General features: G+C 58.0%; 15 protein-coding genes. 10 read left to right on the top strand and 5 right to left on the bottom strand.

The window, feature by feature from the left end:
• The first annotated feature begins 8 nt into the window (after positions 1-8).
• The gene (gene nadR, locus ACXKZG_RS19205; RefSeq protein ID WP_013200652.1) at positions 9-1,235 is read left to right on the top strand and encodes a multifunctional transcriptional regulator/nicotinamide-nucleotide adenylyltransferase/ribosylnicotinamide kinase NadR; all 1,227 of its coding nucleotides are present in this window, start codon (positions 9-11) and stop codon (positions 1,233-1,235) included.
• A 111-nt stretch (positions 1,236-1,346) separates the two neighbouring features.
• Here nadR and ACXKZG_RS19200 read toward each other — a convergent pair whose 3' ends face one another.
• On the bottom strand, positions 1,347-2,348 hold the full coding sequence (locus ACXKZG_RS19200) for a zinc-binding alcohol dehydrogenase family protein (protein ID WP_106382153.1): 1,002 nt from the start codon (positions 2,346-2,348) through the stop codon (positions 1,347-1,349).
• A 97-nt stretch (positions 2,349-2,445) separates the two neighbouring features.
• Between ACXKZG_RS19200 and ACXKZG_RS19195 the strand changes: the two genes are divergently transcribed.
• Positions 2,446-3,342, top strand: coding sequence for a LysR family transcriptional regulator (locus ACXKZG_RS19195; RefSeq protein ID WP_041691892.1), 897 nt, complete (start codon positions 2,446-2,448; stop codon positions 3,340-3,342).
• 76 nt (positions 3,343-3,418) lie between these two features.
• Here the strand turns inward: ACXKZG_RS19195 and ettA are convergent, their stop codons facing one another.
• A complete protein-coding gene (ettA, locus tag ACXKZG_RS19190; RefSeq protein WP_013200655.1) occupies positions 3,419-5,086 on the bottom strand; it encodes an energy-dependent translational throttle protein EttA in 1,668 nt (555 codons plus the stop codon).
• A 261-nt stretch (positions 5,087-5,347) separates the two neighbouring features.
• On the opposite strand from ettA, the gene ACXKZG_RS19185 reads away from it, so the two are divergent.
• The gene (locus tag ACXKZG_RS19185; RefSeq protein ID WP_134823422.1) at positions 5,348-6,295 is read left to right on the top strand and encodes a 2-hydroxyacid dehydrogenase; all 948 of its coding nucleotides are present in this window, start codon (positions 5,348-5,350) and stop codon (positions 6,293-6,295) included.
• 9 nt (positions 6,296-6,304) lie between these two features.
• Here the strand turns inward: ACXKZG_RS19185 and deoR are convergent, their stop codons facing one another.
• Positions 6,305-7,081: a DNA-binding transcriptional repressor DeoR gene (deoR, locus tag ACXKZG_RS19180; protein ID WP_013200657.1), complete on the bottom strand. Its 777-nt coding sequence runs from the start codon at positions 7,079-7,081 to the stop codon at positions 6,305-6,307.
• 24 nt (positions 7,082-7,105) lie between these two features.
• Positions 7,106-7,777, bottom strand: a complete 672-nt coding sequence (gene deoC / locus ACXKZG_RS19175; RefSeq protein WP_013200658.1) for a deoxyribose-phosphate aldolase — start codon at positions 7,775-7,777, stop codon at positions 7,106-7,108.
• 188 nt (positions 7,778-7,965) lie between these two features.
• On the opposite strand from deoC, the gene rbsK reads away from it, so the two are divergent.
• The 7 genes from rbsK to ACXKZG_RS19140 all read left to right on the top strand — a co-directional run bounded on the left by rbsK (position 7,966) and on the right by ACXKZG_RS19140 (position 16,297).
• Entirely contained in the window at positions 7,966-8,880 is a 915-nt protein-coding gene (rbsK, locus tag ACXKZG_RS19170; RefSeq protein ID WP_346566944.1) for a ribokinase, read from the top strand.
• A 13-nt stretch (positions 8,881-8,893) separates the two neighbouring features.
• The gene (fucP, locus tag ACXKZG_RS19165) at positions 8,894-10,219 is read left to right on the top strand and encodes an L-fucose:H+ symporter permease (protein ID WP_488875286.1); all 1,326 of its coding nucleotides are present in this window, start codon (positions 8,894-8,896) and stop codon (positions 10,217-10,219) included.
• A complete protein-coding gene (locus ACXKZG_RS19160; RefSeq protein WP_488875285.1) occupies positions 10,216-11,238 on the top strand; it encodes an aldose 1-epimerase family protein in 1,023 nt (340 codons plus the stop codon). The genes fucP and ACXKZG_RS19160 overlap by 4 nt, the downstream gene beginning before the upstream one ends.
• A 1,101-nt stretch (positions 11,239-12,339) precedes the next feature.
• A complete protein-coding gene (leuC, locus tag ACXKZG_RS19155) occupies positions 12,340-13,776 on the top strand; it encodes a 3-isopropylmalate dehydratase large subunit (RefSeq protein WP_488875284.1) in 1,437 nt (478 codons plus the stop codon).
• On the top strand, positions 13,763-14,404 hold the full coding sequence (leuD, locus tag ACXKZG_RS19150; RefSeq protein WP_346599944.1) for a 3-isopropylmalate dehydratase small subunit: 642 nt from the start codon (positions 13,763-13,765) through the stop codon (positions 14,402-14,404). Before leuC ends, leuD begins: the two co-directional genes overlap by 14 nt.
• Positions 14,401-15,315 (top strand): alpha/beta fold hydrolase, encoded by a 915-nt coding sequence (locus tag ACXKZG_RS19145; RefSeq protein WP_488875283.1) that lies wholly within the window; start codon positions 14,401-14,403, stop codon positions 15,313-15,315. Before leuD ends, ACXKZG_RS19145 begins: the two co-directional genes overlap by 4 nt.
• A gap of 31 nt (positions 15,316-15,346) precedes the next feature.
• A complete protein-coding gene (locus ACXKZG_RS19140; RefSeq protein ID WP_488875282.1) occupies positions 15,347-16,297 on the top strand; it encodes a LysR family transcriptional regulator in 951 nt (316 codons plus the stop codon).
• A 40-nt stretch (positions 16,298-16,337) separates the two neighbouring features.
• On the opposite strand, the gene ACXKZG_RS19135 is transcribed toward ACXKZG_RS19140, so the two are convergent.
• Entirely contained in the window at positions 16,338-17,261 is a 924-nt protein-coding gene (locus tag ACXKZG_RS19135; RefSeq protein WP_151038319.1) for a sugar ABC transporter substrate-binding protein, read from the bottom strand.
• Between the last annotated feature and the right edge of the window lie 3 nt (positions 17,262-17,264).

The raw sequence follows: 17,264 nt of genomic DNA, 5'->3' as shown, positions 1-17,264 counted from the left end.
AGGCATTGATGTCACCATTTGATTATTTGAAAACCGCCATTCGCCAGCAGGGCTGTACGCTGCAACAGGTGGCGGATGCGAGTGGCATGACCAAGGGCTATCTGAGCCAGCTGCTGAACGCCAAAATCAAAAGCCCCAGCGCGCAGAAGCTGGAAGCGCTGCACCGTTTTCTCGGGCTGGAGTTTCCGCGCCGGGAAAAAACCATCGGCGTGGTGTTCGGCAAATTCTATCCGCTGCATACCGGCCATATCTACCTGATCCAGCGCGCCTGTAGTCAGGTCGACGAGCTGCATATCATTATGGGTTACGACGAGCCGCGTGACCGTCAGCTGTTTGAAGCCAGCGCCATGTCGCAACAGCCGACGGTGAGCGATCGCCTGCGCTGGCTGCTGCAAACCTTCAAATACCAGAAAAACATCCGCATCCACTCGTTCAACGAGGAAGGAATGGAGCCCTATCCGCACGGCTGGGATGTCTGGAGCCGCGGCATTAACGACTTTATGGAAAACCACGGCATTGTGCCAAACCGGGTTTACACCAGCGAAGAGTTCGATGCCCCGCAGTATCAGCAGCATCTGGGCATTGAAGCGGTGGTGGTCGATGCCAAGCGCTCGTTTATGAGCATCAGCGGTGCGCAAATCCGTCACGATCCGTTCCGCTACTGGGAATATATTCCGACCGAAGTGAAGCCGTTCTTTGTGCGTACGGTGGCGATTCTGGGCGGCGAATCCAGCGGTAAATCCACGCTGGTCAACAAGCTGGCCAACATCTTTAACACCACCAGTGCCTGGGAATTTGGCCGCGACTACGTCTTCTCCCATCTCGGCGGCGATGAGATGGCGCTGCAGTATTCCGACTACGACAAGATCGCGCTGGGTCAGGCGCAGTACATCGACTTTGCGGTAAAGTACGCCAATAAAGTGGCCTTTATCGACACCGATTTCGTCACCACCCAGGCCTTCTGCAAAAAATACGAAGGCCGCGAGCACCCGTTTGTGCAGGCGCTGATTGATGAATATCGTTTTGACCTGGTGATCCTGGTCGAGAATAACGTGCCCTGGGTGGCCGACGGATTACGCAGCCTGGGCAGTTCGGTGGATCGCAAAGAGTTCCAGACGCTGCTGGTTTCAATGCTGGAAGAGAACAACATCAGCTACGTGCACGTTGAGCAGGACAGCTACGATGAGCGCTTCCTGCGCTGCGTGGAGCTGGTGAAGGAAATGCTGGGGGCGTAAGCCTCAACACAGCCGTTCAGCAGGACAGCCGTTCAGCTGGGAAAAACTGAACGGCTGTCGGTAGTGCATTAAAAAAGCGTCCGGCCCACTGTTCAGCAGGCCGGGATCGCATCAGTAAACCATCACCACTTTGCCGCGCATGTGGCCTTCCAGCACCAGCCGGTGCGCTTCTGACAGCGTTTCCACGCTCAGGCCGTGCAGCGTCTTGCTTAACGAGCTGCTGACCTTACCGGCATCCAGCAGTTTCGCCGTGGCGTCCAGAATTTCACCCTGACGGGCAATATCTGGCGTGGTGTACATGCTGCGGGTGTACATAAACTCAAAATGCAGCGCCGCGCTTTTCAGCTTCAGCTCATTCATTTCTAACGGCTTTTCATTCTCGACGATGGTGCAGATATGCCCCTGCGGCGCAATCAGCTTAGCCATCGCATCCCAGTGGCCGTCGGTGTCATTCAGGCAGAAGATATAATCCACCTGCTTCAGGCCATGCTTCTCCAGCTCGCCGGGCATGTCGTGGTAGTTGATCACCAGATCGGCACCGCGATCCTTGCACCATTGCACCGAATCCGGACGCGACGCGGTGGCAATCACTTTTACCTTGCTGTGCAGCTTAGCAAATGGGATCGCCAGCGAGCCGACGCCGCCGGCACCGCCAACAATCAGCAGCGTTTTACCTTCTTCTGCCTTATCCAGCTGCAGACGGTCGAACAGACCTTCCCAGGCGGTCAGCGCGGTCAGCGGGATTGCCGCCGATTCTGCCCAGTCTAACGACGTCGGCTTGTGGCCGGTGATGCGTGCGTCGATCAGCTGCTGGGTGGTGTTGCTGCCCGGACGGGTGATGTCGCCGGCGTAATACACTTCGTCACCGGGCTTGAATCCGCTGACTTTGCTGCCCACTTCCACCACCACGCCGCTGGCATCCCAACCGAGGATGCGCGGGTGCTGGAGTCCGTTTTTCTGTGCGCCTTTATGCACTTTGGTATCCACGGGATTTACCGAAGCGGCTTTAACGTCGACCAGCAGGTCGTATTCGCCTGGCGTCGGTTTCTCGACCTGGATCTCAATAAACTGCTGCGGTTTTTCTGGATTGATAGCAATCGCTTTGATTGTCATAGCGCATCTCCTTTAAGGTGTGTTATTCAGTGTAGAACCTAAGCAGGCTAATGATAAGCCGCACAATAACTAACGAAGTGTTCGTTTCAGGTAAACAATCATGTTTAAACAGCTGCAAGATATGGCCCTGTTTGCCCTGGTGGCCGAATGCGGCAGTTTCACCGGGGCGGCCAAAAAGGCAGGATTGCCGAAATCAAGCGTCAGTCAGCGCATCAGTCAGCTTGAGCAGGCACTGGGGCTGCGGCTGATTAACCGCACCACCCGCCAGCTGAACCTGACCTTTGCCGGCGAGCGCTACCTGGTGCATTGCCAGGAGATGATGCAGGCCAGCGAGCGCGCCAATGTGGCGATTGAACGTCTGCGGGATAACCCCAGTGGACGGCTGCGCATCACCTCACCGGCGGGAATTGGCGCCACGCTGCTGGCGCGTTTAAACGCCGCGTTTCAGCAGGAATACCCGGACGTCACGCTGGAAGTCTCAGTGTCCGATGAAGTCCGGGATATCGTGCTGGAGGGCTACGACGTGGCGCTGCGCACCGGACAGCCGCAGGACTCTTCGCTGATTGGGCGGCGAATTGGTTATTGCGAGCGGCTGCTGGTGGCTTCTAAGGGCTACCTTGAACAATATGAGGCGATCACGCATCCGCAGCAGCTGGCTGAACACCGCTGCATTGCGCACCGGGCGTGGAGCGAATGGCTGCTGAACCGTGGGGAAGAGTATTACCGCTGGCTGCTGCCGCCAACGCATATGACCGATAACCTGGTGTATGCGCGGGAGTGCGCGCTGGGCGATGCCGGGATCACGCTGCTGCCGCGATTTCTGACCCAGGAGATCCTGCCGGGAGGTGGTCTGGTGCAGGTGTTGCCGGACTGGCAGGTGGAAGGCAATGAGCTGTGGCTGGTCTATCCAAGCCGTAAGCTGAATTCGCCTGCGGTGGCGCGCTTTATTGATTACGCCTTGCAGTCGCCGGTGTTTCGGGAGTTTTATCAGTAACGTTGGGAAGCAGGGGACAACGCGAGTGCGTCCCGCAGAAGAAAAGCAGAGGGCGAATCGCTTCGCCCTCTGAGTGTTACTTGGTCATACGCTTGTACTTGATGCGTTTTGGCTCCAGCGCTTCTGCGCCCAGCGTCCGCTTCTTGTACTCTTCGTATTCGGTAAAGTTACCTTCGAAGAACTCGATCTTGCCTTCATCCTGATAATCGAGGATGTGGGTGGCAATACGGTCGAGGAACCAACGGTCATGCGAGATCACCATCGCACAGCCAGGGAACTCCAGCAGGGCGTTTTCCAGCGCGCGCAGGGTTTCAATGTCCAGGTCGTTGGTCGGTTCATCGAGCAGCAGCATGTTGCCGCCCACCTGCAGCAGCTTCGCCAGATGCAGACGGCCACGCTCACCACCGGACAGCTCGCCAACGCGTTTGCCCTGATCAACCCCTTTGAAGTTGAAGCGGCCCACGTAAGCACGGCTTGGCATCTCGGTGTTACCGACACGCATAATATCCTGCCCGCCGGACACTTCTTCCCACACGGTTTTGCTGTTATCCATGCTGTCGCGGAACTGATCGACCGAGGCCAGCTTCACGGTATCACCCAGCACGATGCTGCCTGAATCCGCTTCTTCCTGACCGGACATCATGCGGAACAGGGTCGATTTACCGGCACCGTTCGGCCCGATAATGCCCACGATAGCGCCTTTCGGCACCGAGAACGACAGGTCATCAATCAGCAGGCGATCGCCGTAAGACTTACGCAGATTGGCCACTTCCACCACTTTATCGCCCAGGCGCGCGCCCGGTGGGATAAACAGTTCGTTGGTTTCGTTACGCTTCTGGTAATCGGTATTGTTCAGCTCTTCAAAGCGGGCCAGACGGGCCTTGCCTTTAGACTGACGGCCTTTAGCGCCCTGACGAACCCATTCCAGCTCTTTCTCAATGGATTTGCGACGGGCCGCTTCGCTTGACGCTTCCTGCGCCAGACGGGCATCTTTCTGCTCCAGCCAGGAAGAGTAGTTACCTTCCCATGGAATACCTTCGCCACGGTCCAGCTCCAGGATCCAGCCGGCCACGTTGTCGAGGAAGTAACGGTCGTGGGTAATTGCCACAACGGTGCCTTCGAAGTCGTGCAGGAAGCGTTCCAGCCAGGCCACGGATTCTGCATCCAGGTGGTTGGTCGGTTCGTCCAGCAGCAGCATATCCGGTTTTTCCAGCAGCAGGCGGCACAGCGCCACGCGACGGCGTTCACCACCGGACAGGGTGGCGACTTTCGCATCCCACTCTGGCAGGCGCAGCGCGTCGGCAGCACGCTCAAGCTGGGTATTCAGGTTATGACCGTCGTGAGCCTGGATGATCTCTTCCAGCTTGCCCTGTTCAGCGGCCAGCTTGTCGAAGTCCGCGTCTTCTTCCGCATACAGCGCGTAGACTTCGTCCAGACGCTTCAGCGCGCCAACCACTTCCGCCAGCGCTTCCTCAACGGATTCACGCACGGTGTGTTCCATATTCAGCTGCGGTTCCTGCGGCAGGTAACCGATTTTCAGACCGGGCTGTGGACGCGCTTCCCCTTCGATATCCTTGTCGATACCGGCCATGATGCGCAGCAGGGTGGATTTACCGGAGCCATTCAGACCCAGCACGCCGATTTTGGCGCCAGGGAAGAAGCTAAGGGAGATATTTTTCAGAATGTGACGCTTCGGCGGAACCACTTTGCCGACGCGATGCATGCTATAGACGAATTGAGCCACGTAGGATGAGCCTCTTGGTGTCTGTGTGTTAATTGGGGCAGCAGATGCCCACTCAGATGACGAAGTTTAGCTGGTTTTGCTTGCTAATCACAGCCGCCACCCGAGGAATATCCTTCCTGCTTCAGGTTATCGGTGCGTTAGCTGCCCCATTCGCTGACCCGCGTCAGCGCCAGGGGATGCGCTCGCGTGCCGGATTATTGATTGATTTTTGAGCCGATGGCTTTATGCTGTTTTTTTGCCTTACAAAGCAGGGAGATAACGATGAGAGTTCTGATCGCGGCGGAAGAGAACGCTTGGGGCGGCATGATCCAACAGTTTCGTCACACCTTGCCAGACGTCGAGTTCACGGCTTCTGCGGGCCACGCCGCCGAAAGCCTGGCCGGATACGATGCCTTAATCCCCGGTATGGCAAAAGTCACGCCTGAGCTGCTCAAAACCGCTGACCGGCTGAAGCTGATACAGCAGGCCGGTGCCGGGCTGGAAGGGGTGGACCTGGCCAGCGCCAAAGCGCTTGGCATTCAGGTGGCTAACGTGCCGTCGGACCGATCCGGCAATGCCGATTCGGTCGCCGAACTGGGGATCTGGATGATGATTGGCCTGGCGCGCAAAGCCCGCGAGATCCCTGAGATGATCGCCACGCGTCAGCTTGGCCTGCCGGTGGGCATGGGGCTGATGGGGAAAACCGTCGGGCTGGTGGGGCTGGGCGGCATCGGTAAAGCGCTGGCGAAACGACTGGCACCCTTTGGCGTGCGGCTGATTGGCGTGAAACGCACCGCCGATCAGGCCTTCGCTAAAGCGCATCAGCTGGACTGGCTGGGCAATATGGCCCATCTGCCCGCGCTGCTGAATGACGCCGACTTTGTGATCCTCAGCCTGCCGGACAATGCCGACACCCGCCATATCATTGATGAAACCGCGCTGGCGCAGATGAAGCCGGGCAGTTTCCTGATCAACCTGGGGCGTGGCGGACTGATTGAAAAGCAGGCGTTGCTGGCGGCGCTGGAAGTGAATCACCTGGCAGGCGCCGGGCTGGATGTGTTCTGGCAGGAGCCGCCCGAGCCGGATGACGCGCTGTTTCAGTACAACGTCATCGCCACGCCGCATATCGGCGGCGTCACCGATAATTCGCTGAACGGCAACGTGGCGGGGGTATGTGAAAACCTGCGGCGCTTACGCGATGGCGAAGAGATCCTGAATCGCTGGGCGTAAGAGGCTGACCTAACGCGCTTTCTGCCCGACCATCACGTCAATGCCCAGCTGTTTCAGCTTCTGCGCCAGCTCTTTCGGCGGGGCATCGTCGCTGACCAGCGTCTCGAAGGCGCTGAGTTCGCCGATGCGGGCAGGCAACACTTTGCCAAACTTGCTGCTGTCAGCCACCAGAATCTTGTGGCTGGCACGCTGCATCGCCTGATGCTTCATCGGCAATTCGTTGAGGTTGTAGCAGGTCGCACCCTGACCGGCATCAATGCCTGCCGCAGAGATAAAGGCTTTGCCGGGACACAGGCTGTCCATTACCGAGCCGTGACCCAGCGGAGTGAAGATGGCGTTGTCGGCATGAAACTCACCGCCGTTGAGGATCACCTGACAGGCCGGTTTCTCTTTCAGCGCCAGGAAGGTGTTCATCGCGCAGCAGATGGCGGTAAACGCCAGCTCATTATCGATGGCATCGACAATCCACGGCATGGTGGTGCCGCAGTCAAAGAACACCGTATCACCCGGCTCAATCAGCGACGCCGCCAGCTGGCCCAGACGCCGCTTTTTCTCGACGTTATGCGCCTGCTGATCGGAGACAAAGTAGTGACCCTGATTGCTTTTCGGATCGCTGACAATGTAGCCCCCCAATAACACCACCACCGACGGCTGTTCGTTGAGATCGCGACGGATGGTCATCTCGGACACACCCAGCAGTCGCGCCGCCTCTCGCAGGTGGATTTTATCGGTTCGCTTAAGCGCAGATGCCAGCTTGTTTACGCGCTCGTCGCGGCGGGTTTCCATGGTCAGTCACTCCTGATAATACGGTTAATAACCCTCGCCGGCAGCGCTGCCGTTAACGATGGCGACGCCGGAGCTGGTGCCGATACGGCTGGCGCCCGCCTGGATCATGATGTCTGCCGTCTGTCGGTCGCGCACCGCGCCGGATGCTTTGACCGCCACCTCAGGGCCAACGGTATCATGCATCAGACGGACGTGCTCTTCGCGCGCGCCGCCGGTACTGAAACCGGTGGACGTTTTCACAAACGCGACCTTCAGTTCACGACAAATTTCACAGATTTGAATGATTTGCGCATCGCTAAGCAGGCAGGTCTCTAATATTACCTTCAATGGGATCGGGCCGCAAACCTCGCGCACCGCCTGAATATCGGCGCTGACGGCCTTCACCTCACCGCTTTGCAGCCAGCCAACGTTAATCACCATATCAATCTCCTGCGCACCGGCCGCAATGGCGGCTTTCGCTTCGAAGGCTTTGGCGCTGGTCAGGCCGGCACCCAGCGGAAAACCGATGACGGAACAGACCTTTACCTCACTTCCCGCCAGCTTCTCCGCCACTAACGGCACATAACCCGAATTGACGCACACCGCGTAAAAGTGGTGGGCGATGGCTTCGTCACACAGGGTGGCGATCTGTTGCACGGTGGCATTCGCCGCCAGCAGGGTGTGGTCGATGTAGCGGGCATAGTCCAGGTTTTGCACGAGAATCTCCTCAGCAGATTAGGGGGTTTTGTTAAAATAATAACATTTTCATTCTGGCGTCAATCGCCAATTAACATCTCGCGGGCGGGATTTTCAGGCTGAGACGGGTGTCACAAAAATAACATGAGATGATTGTTATTGTTATTTCCACAACATTTAATGATGAAAATTTACACGGGGAATACGTCATGGACATTGCCGTCATCGGCTCCAATATGGTCGATCTGATCACTTACACCAACAGTATGCCGAAAGCCGGTGAAACCTTAGAAGCGCCCGACTTCGCACTGGGCTGCGGCGGCAAAGGGGCCAACCAGGCCGTTGCGGCGGCGAAGCTGGGTGCCAGCGTGATGATGGTCAGCAAAGTGGGCGAAGACCTGTTTGCGGACAACACGGTGAAAAATTTGCAGCGGTTCGGCGTCGACGCGCAGCACGTCACCGTCGCGGCGGGCACCTCCAGCGGCGTGGCACCGATTTTTGTCGATGACCAGTCGCAAAACCGCATCCTGATTATCAAAGGGGCCAACGCGCACCTGTCTCCGGCGGATATTGATGCCGCCGCGGACGATCTTAAGCGCTGTCGTCTGATGGTGTTGCAGCTGGAGATCCCGCTGCCGACGGTCTATTACGCCATCGACTTTGCGCGGCAGAACGGCATTCAGGTGATCCTCAATCCCGCGCCGGCGGTGGCCGGTCTGGACATCGATTACGCCTGCCAGTGCGACTTCTTTATGCCTAACGAAACCGAACTGGAGATCCTGACGGGCCTGCCGGTCAGCACCGAAGACGAAGTGCTGCGCGCCGGGCAGATGCTGCTGGGACGCGGCCTGAAAAACCTGATTATCACTCTCGGCAGCCGCGGATCGGTGTGGATGCAGGGAGATGCCGTCCACCGCATTAAGCCCACGCCGGTGAAGGCGATTGATACCAGTGGCGCAGGGGATGCCTTTATCGGCTGCTTTGCCCACTTTCTGATCCAGCATGGCGATATCGCGAAGGCAATGCAGTCTGCCTCCGACTATGCCGCCTGTAGCGTCACCGGACGGGGAACCCAGCTTTCGTACCCTGATGCCGATACCTTCCACCGTTTTCTCAACGATTAACTGAGGATTCGCTATGCAACCGACCATCGTCCAGCAGCCTGATGGCTATTTAAATAAGACGCCACTGTTTCAGTTTATTTTGCTCTCGTGCCTGTTCCCGTTATGGGGCTGCGCCGCCAGCCTGAATGATATTTTGATCACCCAGTTCAAAAGCGTTTTCGCCCTCAGCGATTTCGCCAGCGCGCTGGTGCAGAGCGCCTTTTACGGCGGCTATTTTTTAATTGCCATTCCGGCCTCGCTGGTGATCCGCAGCAGTAGCTACAAGATTGCGATCCTGCTGGGGCTGGCGCTGTATATCGCCGGTTGCGTGATGTTCTATCCGGCTTCGCATATGGCGACCTACACCATGTTCCTGGCGGCGATCTTCGCGATTGCTATCGGGTTGAGCTTCCTGGAAACGGCGGCGAATACCTACAGCTCGATGATCGGTCACCGCGATCACGCCACGTTGCGGCTGAACGTCAGCCAGACGTTCTACCCGATTGGCGCGCTGATGGGCATCGTGTTGGGCAAATACCTGGTGTTCCAGGATGGCGACAGCCTGCACAGCCAGATGGCCAGCATGAACCCGGAACAGCTGCACCAGTTCCGTCTGACCATGCTGGAGCACACGCTGGAACCTTACAAATACCTGGTGATGGTCCTGGTGGTGGTGATGGTGTTGTTCCTGTTGACCCGTTATCCGCACTGCAAACCGCAGAGCAATGAGAAAAAGCTGCCGAGCCTTGGCGAAACCTTCAGCTATCTGGCCAAAAACCGCCACTTCAAGCGCGGCATCATTGCGCAGTTCCTTTACGTGGGGATGCAGGTGGCGGTCTGGTCGTTCACCATTCGTCTGGCGCTGAACCTCGGTGCGGCCAACGAGCGTCATGCCTCTAACTTTATGATTTACAGCTTTATCTGCTTCTTTATCGGCAAGTTTGTCGCCAACTTCCTGATGACGCGCTTCCGCGCCGAGAAGGTGCTGATTGCCTATTCCATCGTCGGTGTGGCCACGCTGGCCTACGTGATGCTGGTGCCAAACTTCACCGCCGTCTATGCCGCCGTGTTCGTCAGCGTGTTGTTTGGGCCATGCTGGGCGACGATTTATGCCGGCACCCTGTCTACCGTCGAGAGCAAATACACCGAAGTGGCCGGCGCGTTTATCGTGATGGCGATTGTCGGTGCCGCCTTTATCCCGGCCTTGCAGGGACTGGTGTCTGACCGTCTCGGCTCGATGCAGATGGCGTTTGGCGTCTCGCTGCTGTGCTTCGCCTGGGTGGGCTTCTACTTCTGGGGCGAACTGCGCCATAAAAAACAGCCGGCAGTCAGCGGTCGTCTGGCTGAGGAGGCACGATGAGAACCACTTTGCCACTGCATCCCTCGCTGTTCGGTGAAACGCCGCGCACGCTGCTGGATAACGCCGACGTCAAAGTCGATCTGTTCCGTTACCCCTCAGGGATTGAGGCGGTGCGGATGGAGAACCGCCGTGGCTTTGTAATCGTGCTGCCGTATTACGGGCAGATGGTGTGGGATGCGGCTTTCGACGGTCAGCGGATGACCATGGGCAACGGCTTTAAGCAACCGTTGCCGGGCAAGGACATTATCGACACCTACGGTTGCTTCGCCTTCCACTCCGGCCTGCTGGCCAACGGTTGCCCTGGCGAGGGCGATGTCCATGCGTTGCACGGCGAGATGGCCTGCGCCCGCATGGATAGCGCCTGGATCGTGCTGGAAGAAGAGGGCGTGTCGGTGCGCGGCGAGGTGGAGTACATCAAAGGTTTTGGCCATCACTATCGCGCATTGCCAGGCGTGACGTTGTTGGCGGATCGGCCACGCTTGCGCATTGAGATGGCGGTCACCAATCTGTCCGGCACGGCAATGCCGTTGCAGTACATGTGCCATATGAACAGCGCCTATGTTGAGAACGGCACTTTTAGCCAGAGTATCCCGGACAGCGCCTTTGCGTTGCGGACCTCGATTCCTGGCCACGTACATCCAACGCCGGTGTGGCTGGACTATACCCGTCAGCTTGCGGCGGAACCGCAGGCCTTTGGCGGGCTGACGCGCCCGGAGATGTACGATCCCGAGATTGTGTTTTTTGCTGATAATCTGGCGCAGTACGGCGAGACGGTGACCTTTAACCTGCACTCGCCGGACGGCCTCGGTTTTAGCACCACCTTCCAGACCGCGCAGTTCAACTATGCCACGCGCTGGATCCTGCACAACAGCGATCAGCAGGTCGCCGCCTATGTGTTACCGGCCACCTGCCGCCCGGAAGGCTTCAACGCGGCTAAGCAGGCCGGCACGTTGATCATGTTGGAACCGCGAGAGCAGCGGCATTTCAGCGTGGAAACCGGGCTAATCGAAAACCCATAAGGCCTCTTTGATTTTGACCCGTGTGTTAGGGAAGTCGTCTGGATGTTTCGGTGCTTTGCTCAGGGAGAGAGGGGGGAACACAAAGACGCCGTAAACCCATCCCTGGGGGCTCAGCGGCGACATCCCTGTCGCCGATGCTTTGCTTTTCCCCCCTCTCTCCCTTCCCCTCAAGCTTCAGTGTTGAATGATCGATTGTGGACGCACAGGTCAAAACCCCGCTGAGTTCACTCTATGCGTTTACCAAACTTCATTTGATTTTGACCCGTGCGTCCACCAAACCCCATTTGATTTTGACCTGTGCGTCCACCGGCCCCACCCACAACGTCAGTGCTTGTGGGTGGCGGCAAAGAGCGCGTTAGCCGGGTGTCTGCGGCAGGGATGCCGCAGCCAAGCCTCCAGGGATGGATTTACGGCGTCCCGGATAACGCGCTCTATGCTGACGCCTTACCACTGAAGCTGCTTTTGACCTGTGTGTTAGGGAAGTCGTCTGGATGTTTCGGTGTTTTGCTCAGGGAGAGAGGGGGGAACACAAAGACGCCGTAGACCCGTCCCTGGGGGCTCAGCGGCGACATCCCTGTCGCCGATGCTTTGCTTATCCCCCCTCTCTCCCTTCCCTCAAGCTTCAGCGTTGAATGATCAATTGTGGACACACAGGTCAAAACCCGCTGAGTTCATCCTATGCGTCCACCGAACTCCATTTGATTTTGACCCGTGCGTCCACCAAACCCCATTTGATTTTGACCTGTGTGTCCACCGGCCCCACCCACAACGTCACTGCTTGTGGGTGGCGGCATAGAGCGCGTTAGCCGGGTGTCTGCGGCAGGGATGCCGCAGCCAAGCCTCCAGGGATGGATTTACGGCGTCCCGGATAACGCGCTCTATGCTGACGCCTTATCGCCGGAGCGGGTTTTGACCTTTGCATCCGCCCTTTAGGTTTTGACCTTAAGGCCCACAACCCCACCCGTGATGCACGTTTCGTCACGCTATCCTTTCCCGGATGGAATCATTACCGCCGTGATTCCATGACATAATCTGCTGATTAATTCCTCGCCAATGACGCTGAATTTTCCCTTTCACCGTGATTATATTTTGGACGCAGATATGTCGAATAAAACGCTGTATGAAAAGTTAATTGATTCGCACGTGGTGCGTGAACTGGATAACGACGGCCACGTTTTACTCTATATCGACCGCTCAATTCTCAATGAATATACCAGCCCGCAAGCCTTCAGCGGCCTGCGCGAAAGCGGCCGTGGGGTGCGCCATCCTGAGAACATTTTGCTCAACGTCGATCATGTAAACCCCACCCGACCGACGCGCGATGCCGACATGACCGATGCGGGCGGCCAACTGCAGGTCGATTACTTTCGCCAAAACGCCGCGGATTTCGGCATCGAACTGTTTGATGTGATGGACCCACGACAGGGCATTGAACATGTGGTGGCCCATGAACAGGGCATGGTGATGCCCGGCATGGTCATTGCCGCCGGCGACAGCCACACCACCACCTATGGCGCGTTTGGCGCGCTGGGGTTTGGCATCGGCACCTCAGAAATCGAACACCTGCTGGCCACGCAAACCCTGGTCTACCGCAGACTGAAAACCATGCGGGTGACGGTCAGCGGCCTGCTGCCCTATGCCTGTACCGCCAAAGACATCATCCTCGACCTGCTGGGGAAAATCAGCGCCTCAGGGGCGACCGGCTACGCGATTGAATTTGATGGCGACGCGATCGACGACCTGAGCATGGAAGGGCGGATGACGCTGTGCAATATGGCGGTGGAAGCCGGCGCGCGCGGGGCGATTATCGCGCCGGACCAAAAAATATTCGACTATATTACGGGCAAACCGCAGATGCCGACCGGCGCGCTATGGCAACAGGCGCTGGCCGAATGGTCACAACTGCGCAGCGATCCGCTGGCGGTATTCGATAAAACCGTGCAGATCGACTGCAGCGAACTGGATCCGAAAGTGACCTGGGGCATCAGCCCGGATCAAACCAGCCCGATCGGTGGCGCGGTGCCGGATCCGGAACAGGAGACCGACCTGATTAAGCAACAGGCGATCCGCAAAGCGCTGCAGTATATGGGACTGACGGCCGGCACGCCGCTGCGGGAAATCCCCATTACCCATGCCTTTATTGGCTCCTGTACTAACGGCCGTATTGAGGATCTTCGATCGGCGGCAGCGGTGCTTCAGGGCCGCAAAATCGCCAGCCACGTGCGCGGAATTATCGTTCCGGGATCGAGCCAGGTCCGCCGACAGGCGGAAGCGGAAGGGCTGGCGCAGCAATTTCTCGATGCCGGATTTGAATGGCGGCAGTCAGGCTGTTCAATGTGTCTGGCGATGAATGAGGATGTGCTGGCACCGGGCGATCGTTGCGCCTCCGGCACCAACCGCAATTTTCCTGGCCGCCAGGGCGTCGGGGCCAGAACACATCTGATGAGCCCGGCGATGGTGGCGGCGGCAGCAATCAGCGGCCACCTTGAAGATGTGCGCACAATGCTTAACGCAGGGGGAAATCATGGAAGCATTTGATCGGGTCAGCGGCATCCTCGCGCCGTTACTGGAAGCGAACATCGATACCGATGTCATTATGCCGAAACAGTTTCTGAAAGGGATCGATCGTCAGGGACTGGATAAAGGGGTGTTTTTCGATCGGCGCTTTACCGTCGATGGCGAACTGAATCCGGACTTTATTCTCAATCAACCGGGCTGGCAGGGCGCGTCCTTTCTGCTGGTCGGGCCGAATTTCGGCTGCGGATCCAGCCGTGAACATGCGGTGTGGGGATTGCGCCAGCTGGGGATCCGTGCGCTGATCGGCACCAGCTTTGCCGGGATCTTCAACGATAATTGCCAGAACAACGGCGTGCTGACCGTGTCGCTGGACGACAGCAGCTTCGGACGCCTGAGCCAGCTGGCGGTTAACCCGGACAGCAACCGCATCACCGTCTCGCTGGAAACCTGCGAAATCACCGCCGGTGCAGAAACCCTGCCGTTTTCGGTCAGCGCCCTGAAGCGGGAAATGCTCGCCGGTGGCGAAGATGCGATTGGCTGGACCCTGCAATACCTCTCCGCCATTGAGCAGTTTGAAGCGCAGCATTATGGCCAGAAACCCTGGCTGAAGCGTCCGGCCGCCAGCCAGAGCGCCGGGAGGAATGGATGATTGCCCGTGCCGAACGCGGCGATTCGCCGTTTGTGCCGGGCTTCAGGCTGCACGATATCACCCTTGAGAGTGGCATCACGCTCAGAGTGGCGATTGGCGGCGACGGCCCGCCGCTGTTGATGCTGCACGGCCATCCGCAGAATCATATCAGCTGGCGCAAAGTGGCCCCGACGCTGGCGAAAACCCACACGGTGATCCTGCCGGATCTGCGCGGCTACGGCGACAGCGACAAGCCCGCCAGCGATCAACAGCATCGTCCCTATTCGAAACGGGTGATGGCGCAGGATCTGGTGCAGCTGATGGCGGGGCTGGGTCACCCGACCTTTGCCTTTGTCGGCCACGATCGCGGCGCGCGGGTGGGACATCGGCTGGCGCTGGATCATCCGCAACGCGTCACCTGCTGTACCTTTGTTGATATCGCGCCGACCGCCACCATGTACGCCCTGACCAATCAGGCCTTTGCCACCCGCTATTTCTGGTGGTTTTTGCTGATCCAGCCGACGCCGGTGCCGGAAACGCTGATCCTGCACGATCCTGAATTTTTCCTGCGCAAACATATCGACGGACAGCTCAAAATTCCGGGAGCGATGTCGGAAGCGGTGTTCCAGGACTACCTGCGCTGTTATCAGAATCCGCAGATGGTTCATGCGGTGTGCGAAGACTATCGCGCGGCGGCGACCCTTGATTTGGAGGATGACGCGGCCGACAGCGAGAACCGCATCCGCTGCCCGTTGCAGCTGTTGTGGGGTGAAAAGGGCACCGTCGGCCAGCTGTACGACGTGCTGGCGACCTGGCGCGAGAAGGCGCTCAATGTGCAGGGCGAAGCGTTGCCCTGTGGCCATTCGCCGCAGGAGGAGATCGCGGAACTCTTTTTGCAGAAACTTCAGCCCTTCCTGAAAACAGTGCTATAAAACCCTATTATTCCTTCTGTTTTTGGTGACGATGAAAACCCCTTCCGCCGGAAAAAATCTCCGCCAGCCTGTTGAGGGCTGGCCTTCCATTGACGATCTGTCGGTGTTTGTCACCGTGGCGCGCAACGGCGGTTTCGCCCGCGCGGCACAGGAGCTGGGGCTGTCGCCGTCCACCATCAGCAAGCGGATTGCCTTGCTGGAAAAGCAGCTGGATATCCGGCTGTTCTTCCGTAATAACCGCAGCATGCGCTTGACCGCCGAAGGGGAAATTGCGCTGGAAGGGGCGATGCAAATTGTCAGCGGCGTCGGCGATTTTGTCAGCGACCTTAACGGGCTGCGCGGCGCGGTGACCGGCAATATCACCCTCAGCTGCTCGTTTGGTTTTGGTCACGAATATATGGCGGATGCCCTGTCCGACCTGATGAACCTGCATAACGGGCTGAACGTGAAGCTGATGCTCAGTGACAGGGAAGTGAATCTGGTGGACGAAGGGATCGACATCGAGATCCACGTTGGCGATGAAATCAACGATCTCTATATCGCCCGTCAGCTGGCGGCCAACCGCCGGATCCTGTGCGCCTCACCGGACTATCTGCGTCAGGCTGGCGTACCGACATCGCTGGATGATTTGCGACAGCATGACTGCCTGATTATTCAGGAAAGAAGCGCGGCATTCGGCAACTGGGCGCTGACCAACGGCGAGGACAGTATTGTCTGCCGGGTCAACAGTCAGCATTCGTCCAACAGCGGCAGTGTGGTGCTGGCCTGGGCGCTGCGTGGACAAGGGATTGTGCTGCGATCGGCGTGGGACGTGGCGAAGCATCTGGCCAGCGGCGAGCTGGTGCAGATCCTGCCAGCGTGGTATCAGCAGGCGAATATCTGGGCGGTCTATACCCAACGTTCCTCCCACTCACTGCGGATTAAAACCTGTATCGATTTTCTCAGCGACTACTTTGCTCAACGGTTGCCCACGCCGCGATAGACGACGGTGGAAGAACAGGGGAGCCAGGCTCCCCCATTGGTTACTTGCTGTTTTTGGTCATAAATTCGGTGTAGTTCTCAGGGGTAATGGTCTGGTACGGGATCCAGATGGTGCTTTCTACTTTCTCACCGGCGAGCATTTTCTTCGCCGTCTGCACCGCGCCGATGCCCTGACCGGCCGCGTCCTGGAAGATGGTCAGCGACAGCTTGCCGGATTTCACAAAGCGCAGCGCATCGGGCGTGCCGTCGATGCCGGCGACCAGCACATCTTTTTTGCCCGCCTGTTGCAGCGCCATGATCGCGCCAATCGCCATTTCGTCATTGTTGGCGGCAATCGCATCAATCTTGTCGCCGTTCAGCAACCAGCCGGAGGTGACATCCACCGCCTCGTTACGCATCCACTGCGCGGACTGCTTCTCAACCACCTTCATATCCTTATATTTGGCGATCACCTCTTCGGTGGCCTTGGTACGCTGACGGGCTTCTTCCGCCGACAGCGCGCCCATCAAAATCGCCACGTTGCCTTTGTAGTTCATCTTTTTCGCCAGCGCTTCCATCTCCATTTTGCCGCCGAGTTCAGAATCTGAACCGACATAGGCCATATTGGCGCTTAACGGAATTTCCGGCTTTCGGTTAACGAAAATCAACGGGATTTTGGCCCGGCTGGCGGCTTCCATCATCGGTTTCACCGCCTGGGTATCCACCGGGTTGAGGATAATGGCGTCGACGCCCTGGTTAATAAAGTTCTCCACCTGCTGCACCTGCACGGCAACGTCGCCTTTGGCATCCTCGAACTGGCCGTTGATCTTCTCTTTCGCCAGCTCTTTCACCATCTGGGTACGCAGGATCGACACGAAGTTAAGGTCGAAGTTGGCCAGCGCCACGCCAACGGTTTGCTCTTTTGCCTGGCTTAACGGGCTGAGGGCCAGCGTACAGACCAGCAGTAACGATTGAGATAATTTCATAGC

Source organism: Erwinia sp. 2186, from assembly GCF_057812255.1.
This window is presented reverse-complemented; position numbering and strand designations above follow the sequence as displayed.